Source organism: Niallia oryzisoli (assembly GCF_036670025.1).
Lineage (GTDB): Bacteria > Bacillota > Bacilli > Bacillales > Cytobacillaceae > Bacillus_BD > Bacillus_BD oryzisoli.
In genome coordinates this window covers 3,464,355-3,482,519 of record NZ_CP137640.1, presented here as the reverse complement: position 1 = coordinate 3,482,519, position 18,165 = coordinate 3,464,355, and the positions used below count along the sequence as shown (strand labels likewise).

At 38.2% G+C, this 18,165-nt stretch carries 16 protein-coding genes, 2 other RNA genes and 1 riboswitch; of the genes, 10 read left to right on the top strand and 8 right to left on the bottom strand.

The features are described 5' to 3' along the window. Window positions 1-102 precede the first annotated feature (102 nt). The 3 genes from R4Z09_RS17565 to R4Z09_RS17555 form a co-directional block, all read right to left on the bottom strand. A complete protein-coding gene (locus R4Z09_RS17565; RefSeq protein WP_338448045.1) occupies window positions 103-747 on the bottom strand; it encodes an MFS transporter in 645 nt (214 codons plus the stop codon). A 108-nt stretch (window positions 748-855) separates the two neighbouring features. Further along, window positions 856-1,425 carry a biotin transporter BioY gene (locus R4Z09_RS17560; protein WP_338448044.1) on the bottom strand — a complete coding sequence of 190 codons (570 nt, stop codon included), beginning with the start codon at window positions 1,423-1,425 and terminating at the stop codon, window positions 856-858. A 174-nt stretch (window positions 1,426-1,599) separates the two neighbouring features. Further along, the gene (locus R4Z09_RS17555) at window positions 1,600-3,033 is read right to left on the bottom strand and encodes a PLP-dependent aminotransferase family protein (RefSeq protein ID WP_338448043.1); all 1,434 of its coding nucleotides are present in this window, start codon (window positions 3,031-3,033) and stop codon (window positions 1,600-1,602) included. Window positions 3,034-3,174: 141 nt separating this feature from the next. On the opposite strand from R4Z09_RS17555, the gene R4Z09_RS17550 reads away from it, so the two are divergent. The 3 genes from R4Z09_RS17550 (at window position 3,175) to R4Z09_RS17540 (ending at window position 5,987) form a co-directional block, all read left to right on the top strand. Continuing rightward, on the top strand, window positions 3,175-4,434 hold the full coding sequence (locus tag R4Z09_RS17550; protein ID WP_338448042.1) for a benzoate/H(+) symporter BenE family transporter: 1,260 nt from the start codon (window positions 3,175-3,177) through the stop codon (window positions 4,432-4,434). A 144-nt stretch (window positions 4,435-4,578) separates the two neighbouring features. Next, entirely contained in the window at window positions 4,579-5,145 is a 567-nt protein-coding gene (locus tag R4Z09_RS17545; protein WP_338448041.1) for a class I SAM-dependent methyltransferase, read from the top strand. Window positions 5,146-5,228: 83 nt separating this feature from the next. Next, window positions 5,229-5,987 (top strand): DUF3050 domain-containing protein, encoded by a 759-nt coding sequence (locus tag R4Z09_RS17540; protein WP_338448040.1) that lies wholly within the window; start codon window positions 5,229-5,231, stop codon window positions 5,985-5,987. 63 nt (window positions 5,988-6,050) lie between these two features. Here the strand turns inward: R4Z09_RS17540 and R4Z09_RS17535 are convergent, their stop codons facing one another. The 5 genes from R4Z09_RS17535 to dapA all read right to left on the bottom strand — a co-directional run bounded on the left by R4Z09_RS17535 (window position 6,051) and on the right by dapA (window position 9,715). Then, on the bottom strand, window positions 6,051-6,770 hold the full coding sequence (locus R4Z09_RS17535) for a toast rack family protein (protein WP_338448039.1): 720 nt from the start codon (window positions 6,768-6,770) through the stop codon (window positions 6,051-6,053). Between the two features lie 204 nt (window positions 6,771-6,974). Next, window positions 6,975-7,240: signal recognition particle sRNA large type (gene ffs, locus R4Z09_RS17530), an RNA gene on the bottom strand. Between the two features lie 66 nt (window positions 7,241-7,306). Beyond that, window positions 7,307-7,697: RNase P RNA component class B (gene rnpB / locus R4Z09_RS17525), an RNA gene on the bottom strand. A 111-nt stretch (window positions 7,698-7,808) separates the two neighbouring features. Then, window positions 7,809-8,657 (bottom strand): carbonic anhydrase, encoded by an 849-nt coding sequence (locus R4Z09_RS17520; protein ID WP_338448038.1) that lies wholly within the window; start codon window positions 8,655-8,657, stop codon window positions 7,809-7,811. A 152-nt stretch (window positions 8,658-8,809) separates the two neighbouring features. Then, on the bottom strand, window positions 8,810-9,715 hold the full coding sequence (gene dapA, locus R4Z09_RS17515; RefSeq protein WP_338448037.1) for a 4-hydroxy-tetrahydrodipicolinate synthase: 906 nt from the start codon (window positions 9,713-9,715) through the stop codon (window positions 8,810-8,812). Between the two features lie 124 nt (window positions 9,716-9,839). Beyond that, a riboswitch (Lysine riboswitch) is annotated at window positions 9,840-10,019 on the bottom strand. A gap of 220 nt (window positions 10,020-10,239) precedes the next feature. On the opposite strand from dapA, the gene R4Z09_RS17510 reads away from it, so the two are divergent. The 7 genes from R4Z09_RS17510 to R4Z09_RS17480 all read left to right on the top strand — a co-directional run bounded on the left by R4Z09_RS17510 (window position 10,240) and on the right by R4Z09_RS17480 (window position 18,137). Next, entirely contained in the window at window positions 10,240-11,703 is a 1,464-nt protein-coding gene (locus R4Z09_RS17510; RefSeq protein WP_338448036.1) for a PAS domain S-box protein, read from the top strand. A 3-nt stretch (window positions 11,704-11,706) separates the two neighbouring features. Next, the gene (locus R4Z09_RS17505; protein WP_338448035.1) at window positions 11,707-12,357 is read left to right on the top strand and encodes a response regulator transcription factor; all 651 of its coding nucleotides are present in this window, start codon (window positions 11,707-11,709) and stop codon (window positions 12,355-12,357) included. Window positions 12,358-12,534: 177 nt separating this feature from the next. Then, window positions 12,535-14,013: a PAS domain S-box protein gene (locus R4Z09_RS17500; RefSeq protein ID WP_338448034.1), complete on the top strand. Its 1,479-nt coding sequence runs from the start codon at window positions 12,535-12,537 to the stop codon at window positions 14,011-14,013. 256 nt (window positions 14,014-14,269) lie between these two features. Continuing rightward, window positions 14,270-15,154: an efflux RND transporter periplasmic adaptor subunit gene (locus tag R4Z09_RS17495; protein ID WP_338448033.1), complete on the top strand. Its 885-nt coding sequence runs from the start codon at window positions 14,270-14,272 to the stop codon at window positions 15,152-15,154. Beyond that, window positions 15,154-15,837, top strand: a complete 684-nt coding sequence (locus tag R4Z09_RS17490; protein ID WP_338448032.1) for an ABC transporter ATP-binding protein — start codon at window positions 15,154-15,156, stop codon at window positions 15,835-15,837. The genes R4Z09_RS17495 and R4Z09_RS17490 overlap by 1 nt, the downstream gene beginning before the upstream one ends. After that, entirely contained in the window at window positions 15,837-17,009 is a 1,173-nt protein-coding gene (locus R4Z09_RS17485; RefSeq protein WP_338448031.1) for an ABC transporter permease, read from the top strand. Before R4Z09_RS17490 ends, R4Z09_RS17485 begins: the two co-directional genes overlap by 1 nt. A 60-nt stretch (window positions 17,010-17,069) precedes the next feature. Continuing rightward, a complete protein-coding gene (locus R4Z09_RS17480; RefSeq protein ID WP_338453296.1) occupies window positions 17,070-18,137 on the top strand; it encodes an NAD(P)/FAD-dependent oxidoreductase in 1,068 nt (355 codons plus the stop codon). Window positions 18,138-18,165 lie beyond the last annotated feature (28 nt).

The following is an 18,165-nucleotide window of genomic DNA, read 5'->3' as shown; positions in this document are numbered from 1 at the left end:
ACATATTCACATTTGCATGTGAGGATAGTCAAACTGTATATGGACGATTTTTAGTATTAGTTCGACAGCTTCTGGTTAGCCGTAGAGCTTTCTGCTAGCTCCTTATTGGAAGAAAGAGAACCGTCCCTCTGCTTCGCAAACACACCGGATTTCCAGATTTTTAGGCTGGCGGTCATCATGATAAGACTGGCAATGGAGAGTGTCCAGAAGTGTAAACTCTCCGGTCCATTGGCGGAGGTAGCCGAATATTTCCGGGCCGATTAGGATTCCTGCGTTTTCACCGATAATGACGATAGACATGGCAATACCGATTGTTTCTTTCCTTTCGGCTAAGAGTGGAGCGGCAGCAAAAACAATGGTTGGGATAAATCCGCTAAACAGTCCAAGAATAAGGGCAATGCCATAAAGAACACCTAGCGAGCTGGATGTGAAAATCGGCCATGCAATAGTAAAAGCAATGGCAGGAACTAAAAAAACGAACAGCGAATTTCCTAATTTATTCAACAGTACACCAGAATAAAGGTTGCTTGCCATTGTTAATATTGCCACTAAGCTTGGAATAAGCGTTGCGATCATAAGACTCATAGAGGTTTCTTCTGTTAAATAAGTTGTAATCCAGGTGTTAAAGGAAAAGAATGTAAAGGTAAAAGAAGCAAAGGCAAGTGCTGCCCACCAAATATTCTTATTTTTTACCTCATATAAAATAACTGCTCTTTGGAGTTTTTCTTCTTTTTGTTGATCATTCACAACTTGAACAGTATCTTTTTAAATATATTATTTTTATTAAGTATAAAAATAAAAGCAAAAGCAGCCGTCCAAAAAATGGATGGCTGCTTTTGCAACAGGTGGGCAGTCTTACATATTCACATTTGTATGTGATATTAAAAGCTTTGAGGAAATTAATCGTTGTCTCACAACGACGCCAATCCACGAAGCAAGGGCAGCTTTAATCAATCCTACAATGATGAATGGGGTAAAGCCACTTGCCAATGCTGCAGTCCATGACAGATCAGCAGATATTTTTAACCAAGCAGTACCAAAAGCAAGTGTAATGAACATCCCGATAATATTAGCAATAAGGGCATTTGTAAATGTAAAACCTCGTTTTTCCATATAAAAACCGATAATAAAGGAAGCTGGGATAAAACCGACTAAAAATCCACCGGTTGGACCTACAAGCTTTGAGATTCCTGCGGAGAATTCAGCGAAAACTGGAACACCGGCAGAACCAATGATTAAATACAATAGAACAGCTAAGGTACCATTCCTGGATCCAAGAATGGTTGCTGCGATTCCAATGGCTAACGTTTGCCCAGTAATTGGAACGAGCGGCAGTGGAATCGTGATTTGAGCAAGAATCCCTATTATAGCAGCAAATAAAGCGATCATGATCATGGATCTCAATTTAATTTGATCTTTTGTCATTAAACATACCTCCTTTATGTTAACTAAAATAAAATAAAGTTTACATTTAAACTATAAAGTTGGCAGAAATATTTGTCAATAGAATAAGATAATATTATTTTAATAGATAACATAGAAAAGGGAACAGGACCAACAGGTTCATATGTTGATCCCTCATCCTATCTATTTTCAGTTTCAAATATGATCCAGCACAATAGCCAATCGTTTAACAGCCTCTCTGATTGATTCCTTTTTTAAATGAGCAAAGGTTAAACGAACATAGCCGTTCGGCGCCCCATACACACTTCCTGGCATAAAGAGAATTTTATGCTTGATTCCTTCTTCAACCAGTTTTTGATCATCCACCTTCTTCTTTATTTTACACCAAATGAAAAGACCGCCTTTTGGAATCGTAAACTCAACTTTTTCGCCTAGGATATCCCGGAGAGCATCTATCATTTCATTTCTTCGTTCTAGCAGCTCTTGGCGGAGAAAGACGAGATGTTTTGGGTATTCAGGTGACTGTAATAAAAGATTGGCAATCATCTGCGGAAAGACGCTTAAGCCAAAATCAATCTGCTCGCGGGCATCAGCCAATCTGTTAATAACTGATTGCGGACCAATGAGCCAGCCAATTCGCAAACTGGAGCCAATAACTTTTGAAAGCGATCCAACATATAGAACATTACCGCTTCGGTCGTAAGACTTAATCGGTGCATATTGTTCATTGTCAAAAGAAATCAAACTGACAGGATCATCCTCCACAATGGGTATACCGAGTTCAGCAGCTATATCCAACACTTTTTTACGACGTGCATCACTAAGAATGGCACCGGTTGGACTATGATAGGTAGGATTTAGGAATATCATCCTGATTTTATGTTTCGCGTATAATGTAACAATATCATCCGGATTGATTCCATTTGCATCAACAGGAAGCCCAAAGATTCTCAGACCAGCAGATTGAAAGAGCGGCAATGAATAACAATAGGAAGGGGCTTCTATTGCGACTGCATCACCGGGATTGAGCAAACATTGTGTAATCAAATGCAGTGCCTGCTGGGCACCTGAAGTGATGAGAACGGAAGAACTCGTTGTATTGATGTTGTAATATGTTTTCACATAAGAAGCAATAGTCTCACGAAGCGATAACAACCCTTGTGGATGCTCATAGCCTAAATCGCTTGGAAACGTGTGTTCTGAGAGTACAGACTGTAAATACTCTGAAGGAAATAGGTCTGATGATAATTTCCCGCTTGCTAAATTAAAGCCGTTCTCCATCACCTTTGCTTCGCCGCGGATGCGTCGAATCAACGGATAGGAAGGAATAAAGGAGCCGCCTTCAATATATTTGCGCCAATTCGTTACGCCTTTCGGCAGGATACCCCATTTATGGGAGCTGACACGGGTTCCACTGCCCTTTTTTCTTTCAACAAGCCCTGATGCCTGGAGTTCATCATATACATGCGCAATGGTCATCCGATTCACATTTAATTGCTGTGCTAATTTCCGCTCAGAGGGCAAAAGGGTTTCAGGCGGATATTCGCCATATGAAATTTTTTCTTCTATATATTCAAATATTTGCTGATAAAGTGGTTTATCAGCATCGCGATCTACTTTCCATTCCATTTAATCAACCACCTCAGCCAATTATGCATCCAATTGGATTATACTAGGACAAGCCAATTGGATGGGTACAAAGAGAACTTTTTGACTTATCATATAAATTACATATTATCACTAAATAGTAATGTTCGAAAGGAGATAGAAATGAATACATTTCGTACAAACGTAAAGGATTTACGTAGAAACCTTAATGTAAATACCGTTAGTGCCGGTTTAGTTGCTGCTATCTTTGGCTGTACCGGTCCGGCGTTAATTATAATCGGCGGTGCGACAAATGGCGGTTTAACTTATGCAGAAACGATTAGCTGGATTTTTGCCGTTTATTTCTTTAGCGGATTACTTGGAATGTTCTTAGCGGTTAAATACCGGCAGCCGATTTCTGTTGCGCATTCCATTGCGGGTGCTGTGTTAGTTGCTGGATCTTTAACTCATTTTACAATAAATGAGGCGGTAGGGGCCTATTTGGTCGCCCATGTTATTGTCATTATTCTTGGTGCTTCAGGATTAATCGATAAAGTAATGAAGCTCATCCCGCTTCCAATTGTTATGGGGATGATTGTTGGAGTGATGATTCGTTTTGCTACGGATATGATCCACTCTGTTACTGTTTCGCCATTATTGGCTGGTGCTGCTATTATTGTATTTATGCTTTCAACACGGTTTTTGAAAAAGGTCCCGCCAGTGTTATCAGCATTAATTGTCGCAGTTGTGTTAGCTGTTGTAACGGGTGCGTTCAAGGTTCAGAATGTTCAGGATACACTCATATTACCACAATTAGTGATGCCGTCATTTAGTATCGATGCCATCATTTCAATCGGCATTCCGTTGGCCTTGCTGATTATTTGTACAGAAAATGCTCAAGCAACAGGTGTACTAATGGCTCAAGGATACAATCCGCCTAATAATGCGATGGCCTGGAACGGATCCATTGTTGGCCTAATTGGTGCATTGTTTGGCGGACATGCGATCAATATCGCTGGTCCAATGACAGCCATTTGTTCATCGAAAGAAGTAGGGGAAAAAGACAGCCGTTATGCAGCCTCGTTTGCAAATGGTGGATTCTTTGCTATATTTGGCCTATTTGCTTCATTAGTTGTTCCATTTGTTATTGCTATGCCAAGTGTAATTGTGACAGCTATCGCTGGACTTGCGATGCTGGGTGTTTTGATCAACTCGCTAAAAACGGCTTTTTCCGATACTAAATTCCAAATGGGTGCCTTTTTCGCTTTAATCATCGGGATGTCAGGTATTACCTTTTTCAACATTGGAGCTCCGTTATGGGCGATTCTTGGAAGCTTATTAGTTTCCTTCCTTGTTGAGAAGGACCACTTCACCTCGAAAGCAAAGCAAGAAGCCGAAAATGTCAAAGCAGTGAAAAAAGGAAAAGTGGAAACAACAGCTTAATATAGAGAAGTTAGATTAGAAATCCATGTCTAATCAATTTCCTAATAAAAGAAACCTCTGATTCAGTCGGAGGTTCTTTTAGTATGTCTGAATAAGGATGGTACAATAGAGTATAAATGGAAAATACCCAAGGAGCAGTGCTAGATGGATGCAAAAAAGAAATGGAACGAAAAGTATAAAGAAAAACTTCTTAAGAGTGAAGAACCAATCCTAAATGTCAGACTACAAGAATTGTCCAACTATCTAAACGGAGGAACAGCTCTTGATCTTGCCTGCGGCCTTGGCGGCAACAGCACATTCCTAGCTAACCTTGGCTATCGAGTAGAGGCAGTGGATATCTCAGAAGTGGCAATCGAATATCTTCAATTACTTTCAGATCAAAAGCAGCTTTCCATTCATCCACGAATCTCCGATTTGACAGATTGGCAAAGCCTTGACTTTTTGGAGAATTCCTTTGATCTGGTTGTCATCACGTATTATTTAGATCGCTCCATTTTTCCGTTGGTCGAATCGATTTTGAAGGAGAATGGATATTTCTTTATGGAGACATTTTATCTTTCACCTAAAAGTGAACAAAAAGTATCTAGTCAATACAAACTGAAATCAAATGAACTTCTTTCGGAGTTTGGAGACTGGCATGTTCTTTATTATGAAGAAAATGAACTAGAAGGTAGACAAACCATCTTTTGCAGAAAAAAACATAAGGAATAAAAATATTAGAAAATATGGAAATGATTAACTTTTTCGTTTAAGATAGTTCTTGAATACATCTGCATGAAAAAGGAGAACTTGCAATGAGTCTAGTACAATTGGAATCTGTTAGAAAAACATTATTACAACACCCTATTTATCAAGAAATCACAACACCTGAAAGAGTAAAAGTGTTTATGAAACATCATGTGTTTGCAGTCTGGGATTTTATGAGTTTATTAAAAAGGCTGCAAAGATCCGTCACTTCTGTGGACGTACCATGGTTTCCATATGAAAAACCGCTTTTTTCCCGTTTAATTAATGAAATTGTTGTGGCAGAGGAATCAGATATTGATGGGAGAGGGGGATACACTAGTCATTTTGCTTTGTATTTGGAAGCAATGGAGGAGTGTGGTGCGGATGCGAAAATGTTTGAATCGTTCTTAAACCCACTGAAAGAGGGCAAAGATTATCAAATTGTTTTTGCTGAAAACAATTTTCCTGAGAGTGTCAGACAATTTGTTTCATTTAATTTAGATTTAGCCTTGAATGGGGAACTATATGAAGTAGCTGCTGCCTTTTTCTATGGACGTGAAGGCTTGATTCCAGAAATGTTCAAACCATTGGTAGACTCTTTAATGGAGACTGATGCTTCTAGTGAAAGATTAGTATTTTATTTGAATAGACATATTGAAGTGGATGAAGAACATCATGGTCCCCTGGCTGAAAAACTATTGCTGGAGTTATGTGAAAATGATCCGATAAAACTTAAAAGGGCAAATGAAATTGGAGAAAAATGCTTGGAAGCACGCTCAAAGCTATGGGACGGCGTTTTAACAGAGATTAGAGATAAAAATCTATAAAAGGATAATCTTTATAACAAATAAGGGGAACCTGATCTACTAACCAGTTTCCCTTTATGAGGATTATTCCATTTTAAAGGTAGCCTTTCCAACACCTAATTCCGTATCTAAGTTAATAACAACCTCGGCGTCTTCGTATGCCTCGTTTACATAAATTCCGTTTCCTTTGGAAATGAAACCGTCAAAATCTGCTTTTCCAATTCCATTAGATGCTTCAATTTTAACTCCGACATCTTTCGGAAGGATAATCGTAGACTCTCCAACGCCCATGTGTAAGGAGGCATTAATGCTTTCGTCGTGGCTGCCGCTAAGGTCAATCGTCATATCACCGACACCGGCATTTACTTCAAGGTCCTGAATTTGCAATCCTTTTAAATCCAGATTAGATTCGGAAGCGCCTGCATTCACAGTCAATTCAAGTGGTATATCATTAGTTAACTTAAGATCCCAATTGTTTTTTACATCGCCAAGATTGATGTTTTTGAAAATTCCATCGTCTTGTTCAATCAAGGCATTTCCTGTGTTGTCTTTAAGCTTGTATGTGATATCTGGCTTTAGCTTATTGTTCGTGTATTCAATGGTTCCTTCCGTCCATTCCGCTGCACCGTCAGTGACATGCAATTCTCCTGCACCGATATTGAGTTCAAGCTTCAATTCATCTGCTTTATCCTTCTCAATCAGGATAGTGCTGCTTTCATCTTTTCCATCGAAAAAAGTACCACATCCCGTTGCGATAACTAAAAATGAAGCTGCTATCATACTTCCAACTATTTTCTTATTCATTTTGAAATTCCCCCTTGTTCATCGTACTTTTATTGTAAGAGAGTCAATCAAAAGGAGAAAACGGCTTGAGCTTTAATTGTAAATCAGACCAGAGACGTACTGCAGCTAAGTTAAAAAGAAAAAAGGCTGACTTATGATTATTAGCCAACCTCTTGAATCGTTAGGAATTGTATGTACTTCTTGTTTAATAGAAATCAGTAAACACCGTGCGCCTGCTCTCGATAGGAACAACCAAGCGTTACTTGTAAAAGAAAGCTCGAACTAGGCAACCCTGCGGCACATGGAATAGTCTACTTATGGCTGCTTCCTTCCGGACCTGACCAAATTCATAGGTTTCCATTGCGCAGGACCCAATTGTCAACACCACTTTTACAAGGCAGTCCTTACATGTTCAAACCTCAAGCAGGCATTCAACCCCGCTATGGCGGATTGCGGGTTACAGGGCACCGCCAACTCCCCGTCTAGCACGGTATGTATAGAAAAAACATACCTATGTTATGTGTACAATTAAAAAAGATGACTTCGGCTCATGAAATGGCTGTAAGCCAGGTTCTGTTCCTGCGTGCTCAAACGATGCCAAGCTCGCACTGCAGGTGTAGTCATATAACTATCGATTGAATTCAACCGATCCATCCTTTTGGTTCATGATTCCCGCCGGATGGTGCCCCTACCAAAGTTTGGGTTGCTCGCTCGTGGGGTTTACCCCGTTCCATTTCCTCCGTTTCCAGAGGAACTCCGTTACTGTGGCACTTTCAGGATACTCTCAGCATATCCTCGAGGAGGACTTAGCATGATTTTTCCGCCGTCAGAGACTAAAAGTCTCTGCCCACCTTTGCAGATGGCACGAACACTCCGGGCATCTCAGCACCGGGCGAGCCTGGACTTTCCTCAACTCATGTCTAACATGAGCCGCGACTACTCACCATTTCATGTTTTGTTGTTCATCTCTTACATGTATTAATTTATCATATGAAATAGGACCATGTCACTAGTGTATCACTCCCAGACATGGAAATTATCGCCTGATAATGCAGGAGTTTAATTTTTAATGATTTCTCTATCATTAATTGGCTGAACAGGCCGATGATTATCAGGGAACCTTTCTTTAAATGCTTGAATTTGATCCTTTGACATGTAAATCGGCTGTTCATAAACAAGCCATTTTACTCCTTCTGTACATGGCGGTGTAGTCAATGAGCCGTCATAGTGGAAGGCTGTTTGTTTTTGTGGCAGCAATGACTTTACGTCCACAGGTTCTTTCACAATTGTCTTTTCTGATGCTTTCTTCGGTAATGCATTCCAAGCAGCTGCAAGCTTCTCATTTTCATTTCCTTCTTGAATCATAACACCTAGGACAGCAAGTTTTCCGTAGGGATCCTTATGAACTAGATGCAGCTCCATAGGAAAGTTTTTACTATTAAACTGATGTTCGCTAGGGGTATGGAAATGAAATTGCTCTAGTGCATATTCTTTATTATTCAATACAATTATATTTCTTTTTGTTATAGGGTTTGCTTGTATCGTATATCCGGTGTTTTCAAGTGTAACAGTTGTTGGCTCATATTGTATGGTCATATCAGCCTTCGTGTCAGAATCTTTTATCTGGGAAGATTCAATATTGATTGGTGACTGTTCCTTTCCCTTCGAACAAGCTGCGTATGAGGGATCTAACTCTCCCCAATATTCCGGTCCTGTATCTCCTTCATAAGACCAATCAGCAGGATGGCTGCCATTTGCCTCTTTAACCTCAGTTTCCAGTTGACTAGTTGTTTGTTCTGCTTTCACATCATTAACATTTTCTTCAATAGGAATCGTCTGCTCGGAACAAGAAGCCAGAAAACCGCTTAATATCAGAGCAATAGATAATAATTTCGCTTTTGTCTTCATCAAAAATCCTCCTTTTGAAGCAGGGGTCTTTATTTCACAACATAAGTCATTATTCGTTTTCTGTTCCTTTTTTATACAGAAGCCAAAGTAGGGGGGACAAATAAAAAAAGCCTAGACAATTGTCTAAGCCTTCTTAAAACTTATAGTCAACCTCAGCTAACTGCTTCTTCCATTTCTTCATCATTTTCGTGTAACCGGTTTAAAACTTCTTTTAAGGCATTGAGTTCCGCATCATTTAATGGAACCATCGGTAAACGTACACCGCCGACAGGGACACCGGCTAAATTTAATGCTGCCTTAACCGGTGTTGGATTTGGTGCAGCGAATAATGCCTTCATGACTGGTAACAGGCTGCGGTGCATTTCTGCAGCCTTTTGATGATTTCCGCTCATAAAGTGCTTAATCATCGTCTGCATTTCATTTCCAATCACGTGGGAAGCAACTGAAATTATACCAGCCCCGCCAATCGATAATACTGGTATTGTTACACCATCATCACCGCTGTATAATGAAAAACCTTCGGGAGTCTGCCTAATAATTTCAGACATAGCATCTAAATTGCCACTGGCATCTTTAATTGCAACAATATTAGGAAGCTGTGCAAGACGTACAGTCGTTTCAACAGTCATATTAATGCCGGTTCTTCCAGGAATATTATAAAGCATAACTGGTAATGTGGTTGACTCAGCAATTGCTTTGAAATGTTGGTATAGGCCTTCTTGTGATGGCTTGTTATAGTAAGGAACAACAAGCATCACTCCGTCTACGCCTGTTTTTTCAGCAAGCTTTGTTAAGTGGATGGACTCTCTTGTGTTATATGAGCCAGTACCGGCAATAACAGGGATTCTTCCATCAACGACTTCAACGACAACTTTGAATAATTCAACTTTCTCTTCCGCAGTTAGGGTTGGTGATTCACCTGTTGTACCTGCTACCACTAAACCTTCCGTACCATTGTCAATTAAATAATTCACTAACTTTCTTGTCGCAGTAAAATCAACTTCACCGTTCTGATCAAATGGGGTCACCATTGCTGTTAATAATTGTCCGAAATTCATTTCTTCTCCACTTCCTTTTAATTATTTTAAAATTAGAGGGAGAAGGCCACTTGTTAAGTAAACGCAAAAAGCAGCACCGAGGGTTCGCTGCTGCAGTAGAAACATATAAGAAAAACGTTTCCGTGCGTAAGATAGCCCTCCATATAGTTACCTATATGACAGTTCTGTATTTATTCAATAACAGAACCAGCTTCAAGAAGAATGAGATTCTCTCAGCTTCGGCAAATTCCCCTTTCCACAATCTTCTACAGACCTCATTATCCTCCTATTGTGTACTTATGGTCTTTGCGCCTCTATCCTTACTTCAAAAGTATTGAAATAAGAAAATATATAATTAATTAAATAATATAACAGTTTTACATGAAATGCAATGCAAAGTAAGTAATAATTTATCTTTCAAATATATGACGATGGTCAAACCACAATAAGTTGCATCCTCACGCAAAAACTTTTCGGTTCAGACTAATGCTTTTTTGTGTAAACTCAATAGTAAGGACATGAAAAAAGAGAGGTGATTACGATCAATGGAAACAGCGAACGAACATAATTGGATATATGAAATCATTGCGAATCACACATTAGATATCCTATTAATAGTAAATCAACAGCGAAATGTATTATATGCAACACCTTCATTTTATGAGATATTTGACAGTACTCCTGAAGAGTTACGCTACAAGGATATATTTGCCGGCTCGATTCATCCAGATGACAGGCAATACATGGAAGAAAGACACAAAAAACTTCTCAAAACAGGAAGACCTTCCTCTACAGAATATCGAGTGATAGATAAATTTGGTGTCATTAAATACTTTGAATGTAAAACAACTCCTTTACCTGATACGGAAGAATATCTACAAGTCGTATCCATTAGAGATATATCTGAAAGAAAAAAGATGGAGATGGAGCTTGAGAGGAGAAAAAATCGCTATGAAGCCCTGCAGAATAGCCTGAAGGTTTTTTCTCAAGACCTCACTTCCATTATGAAAGTTTCTGATCTGGAAAATAGATTGGTGAAAGAAATAAAATCCATCACACCAGGTTCTGAACCTGTCATTCACATCTTAGAAAGTGAAAATCCAATGGAAAAAACCTTGCTTTCATTAACATTAGGAAAATTAGAATCAATTAATAATAAGATTCACTTCAAAATAGGCGAACGAAACGGAAGAGCTTATATCTTGTCCTTAAATGAATCGTCCATGATGGAAAAGATGGATTTCATTTGGCTTGAAACATTGATTTGTTATTCCGTAATGGTGTTTGAAAATCTAAATGTAATGGAAAATTTAATGAACCAATTAGAAGCGGCTTTACAAAGTAAAGAAACACCACAATGGGTATTAAGACTATTGTTCAATTTACAGGAACAACAACGTTTACAGTTATCAAGTGATTTACATGATACAGTATTGCAGGATCAAATTGATTTATTCAGAAGGCTGGAAGTACTCAAATATCGAAAAGACATTAAGCTGGAATTAATCGAAACACTTTCGGGGATTGAGCAGGGATTACTTGACTCGATCCATCAAATTCGCAGGACTTGCAATGAACTGCGGCCTCCATTTTTAAGGGAACTTGGTCTTGAAAAGGCTTTAGAAAACTTATTTGAATACATTCAGATCTCATCAACTTTTAAAATTACATTTCTTTCAGAAAATCCAAGTAATTTATCCTTAAATGAAGAAGTAACCATTGGAATCTATCGCATCATTCAAGAATTATTGAACAATGCAGTTAAACATGCTAAGGCATCATTACTAGATTTTAAGATGAGAATAGATGAAACTGTACAAATCCTCTATTGTGATGATGGGGTGGGATTTCCTCTAGAAAAGTTAAAGCCGTCTTTTCATAGCATGGGTTTATCAAGTATGATGCAGCGAGTTCAAAGTCTAAATGGAGAAATAGAATTTGATTCCAAGCCAGGTCAAGGGTTAAAAGTGATGATTAAATTTCCGATTAAGTTATTAGGAGATGTATGAGAGATGATAAATATTCTTATTGTTGATGATCATTTATCGATCATCGAAGGAACAAAAGTGCTTTTAGAACAAGAGCCTGATTTTCATATAACGGTAGAAAATAGTTCATTGAAAGCGATAGATGAGATCAAGCTTCATGACTATGATGTATTGCTGTTTGATTTATATATGCCGCACATTAATGGACTAGAGTTGACCAAACAAGCTTTAGCCTATAACCCGGACTTGATTATTTTAATCTATACCGGATTTGATATTAAACCACATTTTAATTTATTAGTGGAGGCCGGCGCCTCTGGATTTTTATCAAAAACCTCATCAAGAGAGGAACTTGTCGCAGGGATAAGGGCGGCCTTACGCCAGCAAGTGATCTTACCGCTTACTTTGGTAAGAGAATTACGCAGACCAGGAATTATTTCTAGTGGAAAGAATAAACAAGAAAAAGTGATTCTCACAGAATTAGAGGAAAAGATTCTAAGCGAACTAGCCAAAGGCAAAAGTACAAGAGAAATTGCCTCGACCTTAGCCATGAGCCAAAGATCTTTAGAATATAATTTAACTTCGCTTTACCAAAAGTTTGGGGTTAGAACAAGAGTGGATACGGTAGTAAAAGCGAAAGAATTAGGTTTAATACCGGAAGAAGAATTGAAGTAAACCTTCATGAAACATATGACATATTCTTGAAGCGAAATTCTTTTTCGAACGTTTATAAAGTCAAGGAAAAAACCATGACTTTTTTTCTGTTTCTCATTTTCAAATAACATGATTTATAGATATACTTTATATAAATAAATGATTGAAAATTCTAAATATAATATGAGTGGTGATGTGATGGAGAATCCAAACAATTTCAGTTGGGAATTTGAGACAATCGCAAAACATACATTGGACATTATTATTATCATAGACGAGAATCAGATTGTTCGTTATGTAACCCCATCTATACGAACTATTTTTGGATTGGACCATGAAGGCTTTGTGGGAACAAATGTATTTGATCCGGTACATCCAGATGATAAAGAAAATCTAATGGAAGCACACAGACAAGTGTTAAAATTGCAAATTCCTAAAACAAATGAATACCGAGTGATTGATGCGAATGGGGAAATTAAATTTTTTGAATCAAGAGTGATGCCTGTACCCCATCATCCTGATCGACTTGCAGTTGTTACGATTCGTGATATAACAGATCGAAAAATGATGGAAAATGAACTGGAAACTAGAAAGAATAGATATGAAGAATTACAAAATAGTTTAAAAATATTTTCAAAGGATCTTTCTTCAGTCATGAAATTATCTGATCTTGAGGAAAGACTCAGAAAAGAAATAACTTATATATTACCAAACTCTAAACCGTATCTATTGAAATTTCATCGTGAAGAGCAAAAAGTGGAGGAAGGGCTGTCTACGGAGGTGGAGGCTCATCTGGCTCAATTATCGATGGGGAAAATTGTCCAAATATCAGATAAAACATATATCAGGATTGGTGATCGGAGAGAATATTCGTATATATTAGTACTACAATTACAATCTATAAATGAAGCAATGGACTCCATCTGGCTTGAAACACTCATTTGTTTTACTGTCATGGTGTTTGAAAATTTAAATGTGATAGAGAATCTAATGAACCAGTTGGAAGAAGTTATACAAAGTAATGAAACGCCACAGTGGGTCTTAAGGCTGTTATTTAACCTTCAAGAGCAACAACGTCAAAATTTATCTAGCGATTTACATGATACCATTTTACAGGATCAAGTTGATTTATTTAGAAGGCTGGAGGCGCTCCAAAAACAAAATGAATTACAATATGAATGGAAAGATCAACTGAAAGAAATCGGGCAGGGCTTGCTGGATACTATTCATCAAATTCGTATGACATGTAATGAGTTAAGGCCTCCTCTTTTAAGAGAACTCGGACTTGAACGTGCATTAGAGAACTTATTTGAATACACCCAGCTTTCATCGATATTTAAAATTACATTCGAAACGGATATGATCAATCATTTGACGATAGATGAAGAATTAACAATCGGAATCTATCGAATCACACAAGAACTGCTGAATAATGCAGCGAAACACTCAAAGGCTTCTATGCTGCATTTTAAAATGAGTAAACAAGATTCATTAAAAATTTTCTATTATGACAATGGTGTCGGCTTTGAAAGAGAAAAGCTGAATCCTACATTTCACAGCATGGGATTAACGGGTATTAGACAACGTGTACAAAGCCTAAATGGCAAAATTGAGTTTGATTCTGTCCTAGGTCAAGGGGTAACAATTCGAATGGACTTTCCAATTCAGTTTTCTTAAAAACGCCCTATAAATAAATCATAACATTCAAACCTTAACTCTTTGCGTTAAGGTTTTTTGCCTGCGCAAGAACTGAAAACACTTGCTGTGGGTCCCGAAGAATCTGCGGGGAATACACGAAATATCTGCGGTAGTTACTCTTAATGTCTGCGGATTGGAAGGGGTAGAGACGCCGTACAATGAGATTAACCAATACATCAGAGGAACCTTAGTTGTAAAAATTAACGGCTCATAATAAAGATTCGGAGGTAAGGATATGAATTCCATACAAAAAAAGTCAGGTAAAAAGAAAGTAATGATTTTGTCTATTGTCGGAGTATTACTTTTGTCTCTTGTTGCTGTGTTTGTATTTGCACCAAAAGGAGCAGGTGCTTTTGAAGAAGAAAAAGCTGAAAAAGCGGACATTACAACGTACTACAGTTTTACCGGTGCAGTAGAAGCACCGAAGAAGCAAAATGTTATCAGTCAGAAGGAAATGCATATTGAAGAAGTTTTAGTGAATGAAGGGGATTTGGTAAAAACGGGTGATGTATTGTTGAGGAATGCAGAAGGAGAGGAAATAAAAGCTGAAATCGATGGAGAGGTTTCTAAGTTATTTACAAAAAGTAATTCACATGCTTTAAAAGGGTCACAGCTGATGGATATTGTCGATTACAGCCAATTACAGATTAAAGTAAAAGTTGATGAGTATGACCTAAAATACGTTACAGTTGGTCAAAGGGTAGATGTTCGTATGAACGCTTTGGGAAAAGACATGAAAGGAACCGTTCAATCTGTTTCAAAGGAAGCGATAAACGAAAACGGGATTTCATATTTTACAGCCATGATTGATTTCGAGGAGGATCCTGCTATTCGATTAGGAATGAGTGCAGAAGTAAAGATACTAAAGCATAAGGCAGTTGATGCTACGACTGTATCAATGAAAGCCATTCAGTTCGATAGTAAAAACAGACCATATATTTTAAAGGGCTCTGAGAAAGGCGAACCAGCAAAACAATATGTGGAAATAGGAATCCATGATGGGACGATTATTGAAATTAAGAGTGGAATTCGTTTAGGAGAAGTGGTTATGGTCCCAAATACAACCTCAGAGAATAATAGCGATGCTGCTGCATCGATGCACGGGGGAGGTAATCAATAATGAACAGGCAAATTCTTAAAATGGACCAAATAACAAAAAACTTTCACATGGGTGAAGAAGAACAAACGGTATTAGATCAGATCAACCTGACAGTAAATAATGGGGATTTTGTAGCCATTCTAGGACCATCAGGATCAGGTAAAACGACACTCATGAACATTGTAGGATGTTTGGATATTCCGACAAGCGGTCAATATATCCTTTCAAATCACCAGGTAGATACATTAGATGAATCGAAGTTGGCTTCTATTCGAAACAAAGAAATCGGATTTGTGTTTCAGCAATTTCAATTACTTCCGCGATTGAATGCATGGCAAAATGTAGAGCTGCCCCTTGTCTACAGAGGACTGCCGGAAAAAATCCGTAAGGAGCGTGCGAAGGAAATGCTTCAAAAGGTAGGTCTTGCTGATAAATTACAAAACCTGCCTAACCAGCTTTCTGGCGGTCAACAGCAAAGAGTGGCAATTGCAAGGGCGATGGTTACAGAGCCGACTATTTTACTGGCAGATGAACCGACTGGGGCGCTGGATCAAAAAACGGGTCAACAGATCATGGAGCTTTTTCATGAGCTCCATGATGAAGGAAAAACAATCATTATGATTACACATGATAAAGAGATTGCAACGCATGCAAGCAGGATTGTTCATATTTTGGATGGTCAGCTTAGCGAGGAGTGTGTGTGATGTTTAAGGAAAATGTAAAAATGGCCTGGATGAATGTGATTCACAACAAAATGCGGTCTGCCCTAACGATTCTTGGGATTGTGATTGGAGTTAGTTCAATCATTGCACTGATTACCATTGTAAAAAGTTCAACAAATGAGATGACAAACGAGTTCGCTTCCTTTGGTGCAGATAAAATAACGGTGCAGGCGATGGGAACCCCGCTTAAGCAAGGACTTATTGATAGTGACATTCAAAAGCTAGGTGAGATCGAAAATGTTGCTGGCGTTTCGCCAACCACCTCAGGTAAAACAACGATCGTCAGCTCAGGGGTTGAGAAAACAAATGTAACCGTTCAGGGTAAAAATGAGGTGTATTTTTCAAGAACAAAAGCTCTTGTAGATTCCGGGAGGGGTATCAACATATTAGATGTCAAAAATAAAAATCAAGTTTGTTTGATTGGATCTGATATTATGAGAGATTTGTTCTATGGTGAGAATCCTATTGGTCAAAAGATGATCATTGGCGGTTCTACTTACACTATTATTGGTATTTTACAAGAGTCAAGTTCCTTTTCAAGTTCATCTACAAACGATGCCGTTATCGTTCCATATACCACTTCAATGAGTTTACTAGGGACGGGATATATATCAAGTGTTGATGTGTACATGGAAGATTCAAACCATTCGGATAAAGTAACAAGAGAGATTGAATCGGTATTAAATGAAGCATTTAATGATAAAAAAGATGGTTTTTCCGTCATGAATATGCAGGATATGCTTACATCTATCAAGAAGATGACAAGTATGCTGTCATTTATGCTTGGAGGGATTGCTTCTATATCTCTAATCGTTGGCGGTATTGGAATTATGAATATGATGCTTGTGTCTGTAACAGAAAGAACTACAGAAATTGGTTTGAGAAAGGCTCTAGGTGCTGAACCTAAGAGGATTCAACAGCAATTTTTAATTGAAGCGGTGTTTCTATCCCTTTTTGGTGGTGTTATTGGATTAACACTCGGAACAATAGTAGCTTATATCGTGTGTTTGCTAATTGGAACAACATTTGCACTTTCTGCTTCGACAGTGCTGTTAGCACTGGGATTCTCCGCAGCAGTTGGTATTCTTTTTGGAATTGCACCTGCGAGAAAGGCTTCCAAGTTGAATCCGATTGATGCATTGAGAAGTATTTAGTCAGTCTATATAAGTAGTTTACTAATAGATATAAATTATTGGAAAATATAAGAGAGAGTGATTACGATGGTGTATGATGTGGTTGTTATTGGCGGCGGCCAGGCAGGATTATCAATGGGGTATTATTTAAAGCAAACAGGCTTATCTTATATAATTCTAGACAATCAAAATGTGGTTGGAGATGTGTGGAGAAAAAGGTATGACTCACTGATCTTGTTTACACCTAGAGCATACAGCTCATTGCCAGGATTGACACTAAAAGGCGACCCTTCAGGATTCCCAACAAAAGATGAAATTGCAAATTATCTTGAAAATTATGCTCGTACCTTTGATTTACCCATTCAATCAAACTGTCATGTGAAACGAATTCAAAATGAAAATGATTTATTTATCATTTCAGCTAATGAAGGTACAGTGATAAAAACAAAGAAAGTCGTTATTGCAACAGGTCCTTTTCATACTTCCAGAATTCCAGCATTTGCAAAAGAACTCCCAGAACAGGTTGTTCAACTTCATTCTTCCCAATATAAAAACAAGTCACAGCTCAACGAAGGTGCAGTATTAGTTGTTGGAGGAGGAAATTCAGGCGCACAGATCGCAGTGGAATTATCGCAAACCCATGAAACTTACCTATCTGTAAGTCATAAACTTCGATTCCTTCCATTATCCATTGGAAATAAAAGCTTCTTTTGGTGGTGTGAAAAATTAGGTATTTTACAATCGAACCGTGATTCATTTATTGGTAAAAAAGTTCAAGGGAAGCCAGATCCGATATTTGGTTTTGAACTAAAGGAGAGAATAAAGAACCAACAGATAAAGGTTAAAAGTAGAACCGCTTCCATTGAAAAAGATGAGATTTGCTTTGTGGATCAAACCAAAATAAAGGTTCAGAATGTTATTTGGGCAACAGGATATACCCAGGATTATTCATGGATTGATGTACCGGAATTGTTGGATGAAGACGGTAAAATAATGTATAACAGGGGAATTACTAATATTGAAGGATTATACTTCTTAGGCATGCCATGGCAACACCGCAGAGGATCAGCTCTCCTCTTGGGAGTCGGAGATGATGCAGAATATTTGGCAAAACAAATTTCAAAACTGACGAAAACTCATCTTGATTGATGGGTTTTTTTATATGTACAAACCGAAG